This is a genomic window from Streptomyces sp. NBC_00454, from assembly GCF_041434015.1.
GTDB lineage: Bacteria > Actinomycetota > Actinomycetes > Streptomycetales > Streptomycetaceae > Streptomyces.
The window spans coordinates 260,033-274,420 of the sequence record NZ_CP107907.1; the positions used below are offsets into that span (position 1 = coordinate 260,033).

Genomic DNA, 14,388 nt, shown 5'->3' on the forward strand with positions numbered 1-14,388 from the left:
GGTCAGGCGGGTGCGGGCAGATCGGGGGCCGATTCGCGCACGGTCAGGCGGGTCGGGAGGATCAACGGGCTGGGGCGGTGTCCTTCGATGGCACTGACCAGCATCCTGGCCATCTCCTGCCCCAGTGCCCGTACCGGCTGATGGACGGTGGTCAGCGGCGGGCTGGTGTGCCGGGCGCTCGCCAGGTCGTTGAAGCCGATCACCGCGACGTCCTCGGGCACCCGCAGCCCCCGTTCCCGCAAGGTGCGCAGAGCGCCGATGGCCATCGCGTCGGAGGCCGCGAACACCGCGTCGGGATCGGGGTGTTCGCGGAGCAGTCGCTCCATCGCCTCGGCGCCGCCCTCCTCGGTGAACTGCCCGGGCTCGACCCCGAGCAGCGGCAGGCCGGACAGGGTCAGACCGTCGGTGAACCCCTGTTCCCGCGCGACCGCGGCCCTGGCGTCCACCTGGCCGGTGATCATGACGGGCCGTCGGCGGCCCGTGCGCGCGAAGTGCTCGGCGGCCAGGCGGGCACCGCCCCGGTTGTCGGCGTCCACGTACCACGTGGGTTCCCCGATGAGCGGGAGTCCGCCGAAGACGACGGGGAGATCGACCTCCTCGCCCAGGCGGCCCAGCGGATCGTCGCCCCGAAGCGCCATCAGCATGACGCCGTCGGCCCGGCGGGAGCGCAGCAGCCGCTCGAACCTCTCCCGGCCGCGCGGGGTGTTGGCCAGCAGCAGGATCAGTTCCAGCTCGGTCTGCTCCAGCGCCTCGCTGACGCCGACGATGACCTCCGCGAAGAACGGGTCCGCGAACAGCCCCGGTTCATCGCTGGAGACCGCCAGCACCACCGCTCCGACCCTGCGGGTCGCGAGGGCCTGCGCGGACGGATTGGGCACGAAATCCAGCTCGCGCACCGCCCGTTGGACCGCCTCCCGCTTCGCACGGCTGACGTGCGGGGCGTTGTTGATCACCCGGGAGGCCGCCGTGCGCGACACGCCGGCGCGTGCGGCCACCTCGTCGAGAGTCGGCATGCGCTTGGGTGACGGCTCCATGGAAGAACTGCTCCTCGGGCTCACGCGGACGGCGAACATCGAACGCCGACATCGAACGAGCGACATCGGACAGCGGCCATGATTCCATCACCGCCCCAACTTCGGACCTGCACACGGATGCCGCCCGGGTCTCGATCTGGTAGCGCTTCCAACTAATGACGCCATACCAGCCATGACGATGCTTCCGTGTTCAACCACTTGACACACCCCGGCGACGGCCCCAATCATCCCATCAGCGCGATCCGACCCCACACCAAAACTGGAAGCGCTTCCACTTCCCCATCCCCCACCGGAGGAAGAACCATGCGCATGTCCGTCCGAGCCGCGTCCGCCCTGCTGGCCGGCGCCCTGACCGCCGGTCTCGCCCTGATCAACGCCGGCCCGGCGTACGCCGCCGACCCGACCACCATGACCAGCGGCTTCTACACCGACCCCGACAACTCCGCTCTGCGGTGGACCAACGCGAACCCGGGCGACGGGCGGGCGGCGGCGATCCGTACGTCCATCGCCAACACCCCGGCGGCCCGCTGGTTCGGCAACTGGAGCGGCGACATCGGCAGCGCCACCGGCGCCTACGTCGGCCGCGCGGACTCCTACGACAAGTTGCCGGTCCTGGTCGCGTACAACATCCCCAACCGGGACATCTGCGCCGGTCAGTCCGGCGGCGGCGCCGGGAGCCGCGCCGCGTACGACGCCTGGATCGCCGCCTTCGCCAGTGGCATCGGCAACCGCCCGGCCGTCGTCGTCCTCGAACCCGACGCGCTCGGCCACGAGAGCTGCATGACGGCTGCTCAGATCGCCGAGCGCAACGCCATGCTGAAGAACGCGATCGCCCAGTTCAATGCCAAGGCACCCAACACCTGGGTCTACCTCGACGCCGGGAACCCCGGCTGGATCGGCGCCTCGACCATGGCGCAGCAGCTCGCCGCCGCCGGGGTCAGCGGGGCACGCGGCTTCGTACTGAACGTCTCCAACTACTTCGCCACCGACCAGAACACCTCCTACGGCAACGCGGTCAACTCCGCACTGAGCTCCTACGGCTACACCAAGCCGTTCGTCGTCGACACCAGCCGCAACGGCAACGGTTCCAACGGCCAGTGGTGCAACCCCGCCGGCCGCCGGATCGGCACTCCCACCCAGCGCGGCGGCGGTGCCGAGATGCTGCTGTGGATCAAGATCCCCGGCGAGTCCGACGGCAACTGCGGCGTGGGGGCCGGCTCCTCGGCCGGACAGTTCCTGCCGGAGGTCGCCTACAAGATGATCTACGGCTACTGATCCGGCCCCGCCTCCCTCCCTCACCGAAGGAACCCCGTGCGCATCCCCCTGCACCGATTAGTCCTGGCAGCGAGCGCGCTCACGCTGCTCTTCGGCGCCGTCGCCCCCGCCTCTGCCGAGGCGAGCTCCGCACCGGCATCCCACACGCTTCCCGCGAACACCCGCTTCTACGTCGATCCCGACAGCGACGCGGCCCACCAGGCCGTCACCGACCTCCTCCACCGGGACTTCGAGGGCGCCAAGTCCATGGCGAAGCTGGCCAGTTGGCCGGAGGCCGCCTGGTTCACCGACGGCACTCCGGAGCAGGTCGAATCCCGCGTACGGGACCTGGTGCGCCGGGCCGAGCGAACCCGGACGGTTCCCGTCCTGGTGGCCTACGACATCCCGCTGCGCGATTGCTCCCAGTACTCCTCCGGCGGTGCGCAGTCGGACGCCGAGTACCAGGCCTGGATCAGCGCCTTCGCCCGGGGGATCGGCCGCAGCAAGGCCGTCGTCATCCTCGAACCGGACGGGCTGGCCAACCTCCCCTCCGACTGCGGGCCCGGAAGCGACCCCACCGGCGCGATCACAGCCGGACGCTTCGCCGACCTCAACCACGCGATCGACGCCCTGGAGCGGCAGCCGAACAGCGTCGTCTACCTGGACGCCGGCAACAGCCACTGGCGCAGCGTCGGCGACGCCGCGGGGCGCCTCCTCCAGGCAGGTGTCACCCGCACCCAGGGCTTCTCGCTGAACGTCTCCAACTACCTGGCCACCGATCTGTCCACCCACTACGGCACCTGGGTCTCCCAGTGCCTGTGGTTCGCCACCAAGGGCCCGGACTGGGCCAAGGGGCACCCCGACTGGTGCGCGAGCCAGTACTACTCCCCCGCGGCACCGAACGACGGGCAGCCGGGAAGCTCCGTGAACGTGGACGACCCGTCCACCTGGCACTGGACCGACCTGTGGTTCCAGCAGAACGTGGGCACCCCGCCCGCACAGGAGCTCACCCACCTCGTCGTGGACACCAGCCGCGACGGCCGGGGCGCCTGGACCCCGCCCGCGGGCAAGTACACCGGCGATCCGCAGACCTGGTGCAACGCTCCCGGTCGCGGCATCGGCGCCCGGCCGGCCGCGAACACCCGCGTCCCGCTCGTGGACGCCTACCTGTGGATCAAGACCGTCGGCCAGTCCGACGGCCAGTGCAACCGCAGCGTCCCGGGCGGCACCATCGACCCGGAGTACGGCGTCGTCGATCCCGCGGCCGGCGTGTGGTGGCCGGAGCAGGCCAAGTCCCTCGTCCGCAACGCCGACCCGGCACTGGAGTTCAACACGGCCCTGCGCTGACCGGAGATCCGAACTGTAGGAAATACCCGCTGTAGAGCGATCCTCATCGAAACATTTTCGATGAGGATCGCTCTATGAAAAGCGGCTATTGGGCTATTCAGAGGCACGGGATTCTCGAAACCCTTTCGAAAGTATTGACATGTTTCCGCGGTGTTTCCAGACTGGGGCCCGAGGCGATACCCCCCGTCTATGTCCGAGTGCCGGGTGTCGGCCTTGAATCGTTACGCCCTGACTGGTGAGCGTCCTTTTGTCAATGGACGCGGGCGTCGTTCACGCGGATTCACTCTGCCCCGCTCCAATCCTTCCGTGATTTCTTTCCTGGAGGCTCTTTCATGGGCTCAAATGCCATTCCCCCATCCACCGTCCGCCGGAAGATCGGAATTCTCCGTACGGCGCTGGTCGCCGGCGTCCTCGGCTCGGCCGCCCTACTGGTGGCTCCGCTGGCCTCACAGGCCGCCGAGAGCACTCTCGGCGGCGCGGCGGCGCAGAGCGGCCGCTACTTCGGCACCGCCGTCGCCTCGGGCAGGCTGGGCGACTCGGCGTACACGACGATCGCGGGCCGCGAGTTCAACATGGTGACGCCCGAGAACGAGATGAAGATCGACGCCACCGAACCCCAGCAGGGCCAGTTCAACTTCGCCGCCGGTGACCGCGTCTACAACTGGGCGGTACAGAACGGCAAGCAGGTACGCGGTCACACCCTGGCCTGGTACTCCCAGCAGCCCGGCTGGATGCAAAACCTCAGCGGCAGCGCGCTGCGCCAGGCGATGACCAACCACATCAACGGCGTGATGGCCCACTACAAGGGCAAGATCGTCCAGTGGGACGTCGTGAACGAGGCCTTCGCCGACGGCAGTTCGGGGGCCCGGCGCGACTCCAACCTGCAGCGCACCGGCAACGACTGGATCGAGGTCGCCTTCCGCACCGCGCGCGCCGCCGACCCGGCCGCCAAGCTCTGCTACAACGACTACAACGTCGAGAACTGGACCTGGGCCAAGACCCAGGCCATGTACAACATGGTCCGGGACTTCAAGCAGCGCGGCGTGCCGATCGACTGCGTCGGCTTCCAGTCCCACTTCAACAACGACAGCCCGTACAACAGCAACTTCCGCACCACCCTGCAGAGCTTCGCCGCCCTAGGCGTCGACGTGGCCGTCACCGAACTCGACATCCAGGGCGCCTCGGCCACGACCTACGCCAACGTGACCAACGACTGCCTGGCCGTCCCGCGCTGCCTCGGCATCACCGTCTGGGGTGTGCGCGACACCGACTCCTGGCGGTCGGAGCAATCGCCGCTGCTGTTCGACGGCAACGGCAACAAGAAGCCGGCCTACACCTCGGTGCTCAACGCACTCAACGCCGGTTCCTCCAACCCCACTCCGACCCCCACGCCCGGTTCCGGACAGGTCAAGGGCGTCGGTTCGGGCCGCTGCCTGGACGTGCCCGGTGCCAGCACGAGCGACGGCACCCAGCTCAACCTGTGGGACTGCAACAACCGCACCAACCAGCAGTGGTCGTACACCGCTTCAGGCGAGCTCAAGGTCTACGGCGACAAGTGCCTGGACGCCGCCGGCACCGCCAACGGCACCAAGGTCCAGATCTACAGCTGCTGGGGCGGCGACAACCAGAAGTGGCGCCTGAACTCCGACGGTTCCATCGTCGGAGTCCAGTCCGGCCTCTGCCTGGACGCGGCCGGAACCGGCACCGCCAACGGCACCCTGATCCAGCTCTACTCCTGCTCGGGCGGCAGCAACCAGCGCTGGACCCGCACCTGACGACCTGGCACGGCGAAAGGGTGAACCGATGAAGACCTACGGTGCGGCTTCCCCCGCCCCTCCACGAAGGCACCGCTGGTGGTCCCGGTTGGCCGCCGTGGTGGCGGCGACGCTCGCGATCGGCACGCTCTTCGCGGTGAAGCCGGCGCCCGCGGAGGCGGCGACGGTGGACGGCAATGCCTGGTACGTCCTGGTCAATCGCAACAGCGGCAAGGCGCTGGACGTCTATGGCGCGTCCACCGCCGACGGCGCGCGGGTCAGTCAGTGGACGCGCAACGACGGAGCCAACCAGCAGTGGCAGTTCGTGGACTCCGGCAGCGGCTTCTACCGGCTCAAGGCCCGGCATTCGGGCAAGGTTCTCGACGTGGCCGGCTCCTCGACCGCCGACGGCGCCGCGATCGCGCAGCGGACCGACGGCAACGGGGCCAACCAGCAGTTCCGGCTGGCCGACTCCGACGCGGGCCACGTCCGGCTGATCAACCGCAACAGCGACAAGGCCGTCGAGGTACAGGGCGCCTCCACCGCCGACGGCGGCAACGTCGTCCAGTACAGCGACTGGGGCGGCGCCAACCAGCAATGGCAGATGGTCAAGCTGTCGTCCGGCGGCGGCGGATGCGGCAGCGCCCCGACGCTGGCGAGCGGTACGCACACGATCCAGAGCAGCGGCAAGAGCCGCAGCTTCATCCTCAGGGTTCCCGACAACTACTCCAACAGCCAGCCCTACCGGCTGATCTTCGCGTTCCACTGGCGGGGCGGAACCGCCGGCGACGTCGCCTCGGGCGGAACGAGCGGGAAGGCCTGGTCCTACTACGGCCAACAGGAACAATCCAACAACAGCGCGATCCTCGTCGCCCCCCAGGGCCTCGACAACGGCTGGGCCAATCCGGGCGGTGAGGACGTCACCTTCGTCGACGACATGATCCGGCGGATCGAGGGCGGCCTCTGCGTCAACACGGCGCAGCGTTTCGCCACCGGTTTCAGCTGGGGCGGCGGGATGAGCTACGCACTCGCATGCACCCGGGCCAACGTCTTCAGGGCTGTCGCGGTCATCTCCGGCGGCGAGATCAGCGGGTGCAGCGGCGGCGCCCAGCCCATCGCCTACTTCGGAATCCACGGCGTCAGCGACTCCGTCCTCAACATCGCGCAAGGACGGTCCCTGCGCGACAGGTTCGTCAGCAACAACGGCTGCACCTCCCAGAACCCGCGCGAGCCCGCGCCGGGCAGCCGGACGCACATCACCACCACCTACTCGGGCTGCCGTGCCGGGTACCCGGTCCAATGGGCCGCCTTCGACGGAGGCCACTTGCCCGGTCCGGTCGACGGCTCCTCCAACGAGAGCGGCGTCACGACCTGGACCAAGGGAGAGATCTGGAGGTTCTTCGCACAGTTCTAGTGACACGCCCGCGCCATGGAGTGGAGCCAGGATCATCCTGGCTCCACTCCGTCGTCGTCCCTCGATGGCAGCGCTTCCCGCAAACGCACCTGCCCTGCGCCCGGGTCTGGCTGGGCGTCACCTACGGCAGCCGCCTGCCGGCCGAGTTCGACGTGACCGGGCGGTTGCGGCCCGGCCGCAACGTGCTGGTGGTGCGGGTGCACGAGGTACTGGACCTTGCCCATCTGCGGTTCACCTGGTCGCTGGCCCGCGACGGGGTCGAGCTGGCCCGGGGCGCGCTGCCCACACCGCAGCTCGCGGCCGGGGAGCACGGCCGGCTGCCGCTGCCGCGACCGGACCTACCGGACGGGGAGGACGGCGGGGGCGAGCGCTGGCTCACCGTCCAGGCGGAGCCGAGCCCACCGAGAGCGGCCCGCCGCACCAGGGCTTCCCGGTGCGGCGGGCGGGCAGGGCATGGTGATCGTTCAGGAGCAGAGTGCGCCGTTGAGCGTGTATCGCGCCGGGATCGCGTTGGTACCCGAATACGTGGCCTGGAAGCCGAAGCCCACGCTGCCGCCGGGCTCCAGCGTGCCGTTCCACCCGGAGTCCCGGGCGGCGACCGTGCTGCCCGACTGGCTCACCGTGGCGTTCCAGCCGTTGCTGATCCGCTGATCACCCGCGAAGCTCCAGCCGAGGGTCCAGCCGGAGATCGTCGAGGTTCCGGTGTTCCTCAGGGTCACCGTCGCGGTGAAGCCGTTGCCCCAGGCGTTGTCGATCCGGTACGCCACCGTGCAGGAGGCCGCCGACGCATCGTCGTCCGCCTCCGTCGCCGTGAACGTCGCCGACTGCACGCCGGGACCACCTACCGTGAAGGTCGCGCTGCCCGAAGACGTGTCAGCATCCTGCGCGGCGACGACCGAAACCTGCTGCGGCGTCGCCCAGTTGGCCGGGGTGAACACCAGGGTCGCGGCTGCCGACAGGTCCTCGTCGCCGGAGTTCCGGGCCACCGTCACCGTCACGTTCTGCGCGGGCGCTGCCGAGAGCCGCACGCCCACCGGCGCCGAGCCGCCCTCCGGGACCGTTACGGCCGCCGGTGCCACCTGGACCACGGGCGCCGCCGGGGCGCCCCGCCGCTCGGCCGCGAAGGCCGCCAGCCAGGCCAGGGAGGCGTTCCAGTTGATGGCCACCTCGTTGGTGGAGTACGAGCCGATGTCGTCCACGTAGCAGGCCGCCGGTGCGCAGCCCGTGAGCTTCTCCTTGGCCACCGGGTCCTCCAGCCCGGCGTTCGGCCCGCCCGCGAAGGAACCGGCCGGCGGGTGCGGGAGCGAGGCGTCGTTCTGATGCGCCCAGAACCGGTGGTGCTGGTTCTCGGAAGTGCGGTCGCCGTAGCCGGTGACGTAGGAGAGGTCGAGCGCGTTGCGGCCGAGCAGGTAGTCCAGGGACTCCAACGCTCCGGCCCGGTAGCGCTGTTGCCCGGTGATCTCGTACGCGACGGCCAGCACCATCGCGTTGTTGGTGACGGAGCTGTTGGAGCCCCACACGTACCCGGTGGCGGGGAGCGGCACCGCGTAGCCCTGGCCGGACATCGTGGACAGGTGGCCATCGGCGGCCGTGGTCAGCAGGCCGCGCAGCCGGGTCACGTCGTCGGCGGGCAGGGTCACGCCGGGGACGGTGGCGAGGGTGATGCGGCCGAGCGTCGCGGTACCGCCCCACCAGAACGCGTCGACGGGCTTGGTGTGGTGCGGGGAGGAGGTGACGGCGTCCCGGTACTGGGACTCGCCGGTGGTGGCGAGGAGTTCCGCCGCCGCCCAGTAGAACTCGTCGGAGACGTCGGCGTCCTCGTAGGCGCCGCCGCCGGTGCTGTCGCTCGCCAGGGCGAGCACGTTCGGGTTGGCCTTGGCGGCCGTCCAGGCCCGGCGGGCCGCGTCCAGGCAGCGCGCGGAGAACGCGGCGTCGTACGACGCGTACACCCGGGCACATTGCGCGGCCGAGGCCGCCAGGTTCAGCGTCGCGGCGGTCGACGGCTTGTGCAACTCGCGTTGTTCGGAATCGAGTTCGGGCCGGGTCGGCAGGGCGGTCCACTTGGCGTCGTGCATCTTGTGGAAGGCCATCCCGGCCATCGGCTTCCCGGCCGGGACCTGCATCCGTAGCAGGAACTCCAGCTCCCAACGGGCCTCGTCCAGCACGTCCGGCGTCCCGTTGCCGCGCTCCGGCACCCGCAGCGTCGCATCGCCGAGCGCCGCTTCACCACCCGAACGGCGGGCCCGCTCGAAGGAGTTCACCATCTCCCAGACGGAGATGCCGCCGTTGACCACGTACTTGCCCTGGTCGCCCGCGTCGTACCAGCCGCCCCGCACGTCCAGTTGGTAGTCGCACACCCCGGACTGGCAGGGGACGCCGGTGTCGCCCTTGTTCGGGGCGACGCCGAGGTGCCCGGCGGGGCGGGCGTACGCGCTGCCTCCCGCCAGGGCGGCATCGATCGCGATGCCACTGCGCTGCTGGTAGAAGAACGACATGCTGTCGGCGCGCAGTCCGTCGTAGAGCGAGGCGGATATGTCGAAGGGGTGGCTGCTCTGGCCGCCGACGACCAGGGTGAAGCCGGTGCCGGTGCCGGTGTACGCGCCGAAGTCCACCAGGTGCGTGGACTGGCCGGACGCCTGGTCGGCGCCGCGCACCGTGGTGGCGCCCGAAGCGGTCACCGCACCGGAGGCGTCGCGCAGTTGCCAGGCGAGCGGGGCCGTCGCGGAGCTGGCCACGGTGGCCCGCTTGGGGCCGTCGGGCAGGTAGCCGAGCTGGTTGACCCGGACGGGCGTGTCGGCAGCGGCGGCCACGGTGGCGGCAGCCGCGACCGGAACGGTCAGGGCGGTCGCGGACAGACCGCCGACCGCCAGCGCGAAGCCGGCGAGCACGGCGGCCGCGCGACGTGGCACGCCGCGGGCGGAGGTGACAGGAGGCACGGTGAAGCCTTCCTCGGTGGATGAGGGGCAGAGTGGGAGCGCTCCCAATCAAGCCAGGCGCCTCACGGACCCGTCAAGGCAACGGTACGAACCGGTGGTTGAGCGAACCGCGTCCGCGAACAGGCCGACCGCCACCACGGCTTCGGCGCTTGTGAACCGGTGGCCCGAAATCGACGATCAGGGGCGGCGCCGGCCCCGCCGAGGGGGCTCACACGCCCCAACCCCCACCGCCCGACCCTCACTCACCGGCGGCCAGCGCATCGGCCGGTTGCGCGGGAGCGGGCATCGACGGACAGCCGGCCCCGTCACGCTCCGCGCGGACGCGGTGTCCGTCCGGAAAGGTACCGGTCCCGGCGGTGACGGACGCGAGCCGGTCGCGCCAGCCGCTGTGGGGCGTCGGCGCAAGCCACGCGGCTCCAGCCACTCAGCGACCGCCGGTCGGCGACCGCCACTCAGTGACTGCCACTCGTCCAGCGACCGGCAAGGTCGAGCCCCGTCACAGGGCCGACTCAGACGATCCGGCCCGCGCCGCCGCGGCTGGCCACGAGGGCAGGAGGGCGGGCCGACGACCGGAGTGGCAGGTGGTCGGACCCGGCCGGAACCGTGGCATTCGGCGACCCGTGAGGCGTCAGCCCGGCGGGGCGAGGTCGCGCGCCGCCGGCGACAGCACCTCGCGGCCGCCGACGCCCCCTCCCCCGCCGCAGATTCTCCGGAAACCTGCCGCGCGTCGCCGCGCTGCGAGGCGGTGCGCGACCTCAGACGCCCGGGGCGTGCGGGGCACTGGGGTCGGGCGGGGCGCCCGGGGTGTGCTGGGCGCCGGAAGCCTGGGGGGCGCTCGCCGCGTCGTGACGAGGCGCGGAGTTTCAGGCGCCCGAGGCATGCGAGGCGCCCAAGGCATGCCGGGCCGCTCACCGCGTCCTGACGAGGCGCGCGGCCTCAGACGCCCGAGGTGTGCGGGGCGCCCGGGGTGTGCGGGGCGCCCGGGGTTCGCGGGGCCGCTCGCCGCGCCGTGACGAAGCGCAGGCCTCAGACGCCCGAGGTCTGCGGGGCACCCGAGGTGCGCGGGGCCGCTCGCCGCACCGTGGCGAAGCGCAGGGCCTCGCACGCCCGGGGCCTGCGAAGCGCCCAAGGCATGCGGCGCCACTCGCCGCGCCGCGACCAAGCGCAGAGCCTCAGGCGCTCGGGGCCTGAAGGGCGTTGCCGTAGTAGGCGTCCGGTCCGTGCTTGCGGGTGAAGTGCCGCTCCAGCAGATGCCTCGGCGGTTCGGAGGTGTCTCCGAGGCGGGAGCCCAGCGCCAGCGTGTGCAGCGCCATCTCCGCCACGGCCTCGCAGACGATGGCGTTCTCCAGCGCAGCCTTCGCGGTGGCGCCCCAGGTGAAGGGGCCGTGCCGTGAGACGAGCGCGCCGGGGACCTCGTCGGCCCGGCGGGGGTCTCCGTCGAGCCGGGCAACGATCACCTGCCCGGTGTTGTACTCGTAGTCCTGCGCGCACTGCTCGGCGGTGAGGTCCGCCGTCACGGGGACGGGCCCGTTGAAGGTGTCGGCGTGTGTCGTACCGAGCACGGGGATCGGGCGGCGGGCCTGGGCGAAGGCGACGGCGTGCGTCGAGTGCGTGTGGGTGACGCCGCCGATGGAGGGGAAGGCCCGGTAGAGGCACCGATGGGTTTCGGTGTCGGTGGACGGCCTGAGGTGTCCGTCGACGACCCGCCCGTCCTCCAGCGCCACCACCACCAGGTCGTCCTCGGTGAGGTCGGCGTAGGAGACTCCGGACGGCTTGATGACGAAGACGCCGGCGTCTCGATCCACTCCACTGACGTTTCCCCAGGTGAGGGTGGCCAGACCGGCCTCCGGGATGCGCAGGTTGGCCGCGAGGACCTCGCGACGGAGGTCCTTGAGAATGGTCTCGCTCACTACGCTCTCACCGTCTGTCTGACATGCGCGGCGGTTTCTCCGGACCGGCGTCCCGCCGGCCCCGCAGTCGCGCATGAGCGGGCTGGACTGATCGGGGGCCGCACCGGGCATCGCGGCTGCGCTGCCGCAGCTACCCCACCCACTTGGCTACCCCGATCGAATTGTTAACGCTAACAAGCAGTAATCTCAAGAGGTAGGAGAAGATTCATGCCCACACCATGCGAACAACGCTGCATAATGTGAACGCCCACATCGATCCTGATCGACGGACTCCCGGCCGGTCCGGGATATGTGCGGGCCGCGGCTGGTTCGGTACCTTGAGGGAAGGCCGCTCGATGAGGAAAGGAAGAGAGTTGACCCAGCTCCCAGACGTCTCGCGAGCGCCCACCATGACGGACGTCGCACGTGTCGCCGGCGTGTCCCACCAGACCGTTTCGCGGGTGCTCAGCGACCACCCGAACGTCAGCGCCAAGACCCGGGCCGCCGTGACACAGGTCATCGAGCAGCTCGGGTACCGCCGCAACTCGGCAGCCCGGGCCCTGGCCACTCGCCGGACCCACACGCTGGGCGTCATCGCGGTGAACACCACACTGCACGGGCCCGCCAGCACCGTGGCGGGAGTCCAGGAGGCGGCTCGGGACCGCGGCTATCTGACGTCCGCCGTCACGCTTCGGACCGCCACGCAGACGGCCCTCGCCGAAGCCATGCAGCACCTCGCCGGGTGGGGCGTGGAGGGGATCGTGGCCGTCACTCCCCAACGCGCCGCGGTGCGGGCCCTGGCGGCACTGGAAGCACCGTGCCCGGTGGTCACCGTGGAAGGCGGCCACACCCTCGACCTGCCGGGGGTGTCGCTGGACCAGAGCCTCGGGGCTCGCATGATCACGGAACATCTCCTCGCCTCGGGCCACGCCACCGTGTGGCATGTCGCGGGCCCTCCCGACTGGCTGGAGAGCGAGGCCCGCACCCAGGGATGGGAGGACGCGCTCCGCGATGCCGGCGCCGAGGTGCCGCCCCTGCTGCGCGGCGACTGGAGTCCGCTGTCGGGATACCAGGCCGGCCAGCAGCTCGCGGGTCGATTCCGGTCGTCACAAGGGCGGGGAGCGGCCCTCACCGCGGTGTTCGTCGCCAACGACCAGATGGCCCTCGGTGTCCTACGGGCCTTGCGGGAGGCCGGCCTGCGCACGCCGGAGGACGTGGCGGTCGCCGGATTCGACGACATCCCCGAGGCCGAGTTCTTCCCGCCCCCGCTGACGACGATCCGTCAGGACTTCGCCTCGATCGGCCGCGCCAGCATCGGGCTGCTCCTGGACCACATCGAGGGCCGGACCGACGAGTCGACGCACCTGGTGGTGGCGCCCGAGCTCATCGTGCGCGCCAGCACGGCCCGCAGGGTCACTCCCCCCGGCGAATGACCCCCCGATGCCCCCCAGGCGCCCGGCCGTTGACCCCTCCCAGGGAGAGCCGGGCCCCGGGGGCGCCTCGTACGGGAAGCCGGGCCCTTGGGACACCTCGTACGGGGATTGACGCCACAGGCACGAAAGCCGCTGTCCGGTGCCCCCCTGCGGCACCGGACAGCGGCGACGGCCGACGCCGCCCCTCTCAGGCGGTGACCGTGGTGAAACTGTGGATCGTGGTGGACCGGTACAGCTCGCCCGGGCGCAGCAGGACCGTCGGGTAGTCGGGGCGGTTCGGGGAGTCAGGGAAGTGCTGGGTTTCCAGCGCGACCCCCGCGTAGGCCTGGTAGGGCCTGCCTCCCTTGCCCGTGATGTCACCCGTCAGGCCTTGGGCGGTGTAGACCTGGATGCCCGGTTCCGTGGTGAGCACGTCCATGCGGCGGCCGGACGCGGGGGCGTACAACACGGCGGCCTGGCGGGGACGGGCCCGCCGGTCGCCGTCGAGGACCCAGTTGTGGTCGAAGCCGCCACCCGCGAGGGCCAGTTGCGCATCCGTATAGGTCAGTACGTCGGAGAGCCGCCGGGGCCGACGAAGGTCGAACGGGGTACCGCTGACCGAGCGGTGGGGGCCGTCGGGGATCAACTCGCTGTCGACGGGGGTGTAGAGCGGGGCCGCGACCTGGAGATGGTGGGCCAGGACGTTGCCGCGCCCCTCCCCTTCGAGGTTCCAGTAGGCGTGGTTGGTGAGGTTCACGATCGTCGGCGCGTCGGCGACCGCCTGGTACGACAGGGTCAGGTTGTCGTCCCGGTCCAGCGTGTAGGTGACGCGGACGTTGAGGGCGCCGGGGAATCCCTGGTCGCCGTCGGGACTGTGCAAGAACAGACGGACACCGGTGCGGTGTGCGGAGTGGAAGGGTTCGCACCGCCACACGCGCTGGTCGAACCCGTCGGGACCGCCGTGCAGCGTGTGCCCGGTCTCCTGGGTGGCGAGCCGGTGGGTGACGCCGTCGACGACGAGCCGGCCGCCGGCGATCCGGTTGGCGTAACGGCCCACCGTCGCGCCGAAGTAGCGTGCGGAGCCCTCGAAGGCGCCGGGGTCGCCGGCGGCGAGCACCACGTCGGCGGTGTGGCCCCAGCGGTCCGGCAGGATCAGGGAATGGAGGCGGGCGCCGCGCGTGTGGACCTCCGCGCAGGCCCGGCCGGGGAAGCCGAACCGCCACCTCTCCCCCGGCCCTTCATCGTCCAGGCGCAGGGGGCGGACCGCCCGCGGACCGGCGGCAGTCTGCCCGCGCTCGGCGGCCTGATCGACAGTTTCGTATGCGTGTTCCATGGCGGTATTCCCTGG

General features: G+C 70.9%; 9 protein-coding genes and 1 pseudogene. 6 read left to right on the top strand and 4 right to left on the bottom strand.

All coding sequences use genetic code 11. The annotated features are described in order from the left end of the window. Nucleotides 1–2: 2 nt before the first annotated feature. The gene (locus OHU74_RS01225) at nucleotides 3–1,034 is read right to left on the bottom strand and encodes a LacI family DNA-binding transcriptional regulator (protein WP_330300569.1); all 1,032 of its coding nucleotides are present in this window, start codon (nucleotides 1,032–1,034) and stop codon (nucleotides 3–5) included. 303 nt (nucleotides 1,035–1,337) lie between these two features. Here OHU74_RS01225 and OHU74_RS01230 point away from each other — a divergent pair, with 303 nt between their 5' ends. From OHU74_RS01230 to OHU74_RS01250, 5 genes and pseudogenes are all read left to right on the top strand, one after another. Next, on the top strand, nucleotides 1,338–2,309 hold the full coding sequence (locus OHU74_RS01230; RefSeq protein WP_371614121.1) for a glycoside hydrolase family 6 protein: 972 nt from the start codon (nucleotides 1,338–1,340) through the stop codon (nucleotides 2,307–2,309). 36 nt (nucleotides 2,310–2,345) lie between these two features. Next, nucleotides 2,346–3,635 (top strand): glycoside hydrolase family 6 protein, encoded by a 1,290-nt coding sequence (locus tag OHU74_RS01235; RefSeq protein WP_371614122.1) that lies wholly within the window; start codon nucleotides 2,346–2,348, stop codon nucleotides 3,633–3,635. A gap of 332 nt (nucleotides 3,636–3,967) precedes the next feature. Next, nucleotides 3,968–5,410 (top strand): endo-1,4-beta-xylanase, encoded by a 1,443-nt coding sequence (locus OHU74_RS01240; protein ID WP_371614123.1) that lies wholly within the window; start codon nucleotides 3,968–3,970, stop codon nucleotides 5,408–5,410. 97 nt (nucleotides 5,411–5,507) lie between these two features. Then, entirely contained in the window at nucleotides 5,508–6,803 is a 1,296-nt protein-coding gene (locus OHU74_RS01245) for an RICIN domain-containing protein (protein WP_371619526.1), read from the top strand. After that, nucleotides 6,689–7,180: pseudogene (locus OHU74_RS01250) on the top strand (beta-galactosidase domain 4-containing protein); the annotation flags it as partial. The gene OHU74_RS01245 and the pseudogene OHU74_RS01250, both read left to right, overlap by 115 nt. An 87-nt stretch (nucleotides 7,181–7,267) precedes the next feature. On the opposite strand, the gene OHU74_RS01255 reads toward OHU74_RS01250, so the two are convergent. Beyond that, nucleotides 7,268–9,739, bottom strand: coding sequence for a glycoside hydrolase family 9 protein (locus OHU74_RS01255; RefSeq protein ID WP_371614124.1), 2,472 nt, complete (start codon nucleotides 9,737–9,739; stop codon nucleotides 7,268–7,270). Between the two features lie 1,172 nt (nucleotides 9,740–10,911). Next, nucleotides 10,912–11,649, bottom strand: coding sequence for an L-ribulose-5-phosphate 4-epimerase AraD (gene araD / locus OHU74_RS01260; RefSeq protein ID WP_371614125.1), 738 nt, complete (start codon nucleotides 11,647–11,649; stop codon nucleotides 10,912–10,914). Between the two features lie 335 nt (nucleotides 11,650–11,984). Between araD and OHU74_RS01265 the strand changes: the two genes are divergently transcribed. Beyond that, nucleotides 11,985–13,061 carry a LacI family DNA-binding transcriptional regulator gene (locus OHU74_RS01265; protein ID WP_371614126.1) on the top strand — a complete coding sequence of 359 codons (1,077 nt, stop codon included), beginning with the start codon at nucleotides 11,985–11,987 and terminating at the stop codon, nucleotides 13,059–13,061. 187 nt (nucleotides 13,062–13,248) lie between these two features. Here OHU74_RS01265 and OHU74_RS01270 read toward each other — a convergent pair whose 3' ends face one another. Further along, complete coding sequence (locus OHU74_RS01270; protein WP_330300561.1) at nucleotides 13,249–14,373, bottom strand: aldose epimerase family protein; 1,125 nt, start codon at nucleotides 14,371–14,373, stop codon at nucleotides 13,249–13,251. Between the last annotated feature and the right edge of the window lie 15 nt (nucleotides 14,374–14,388).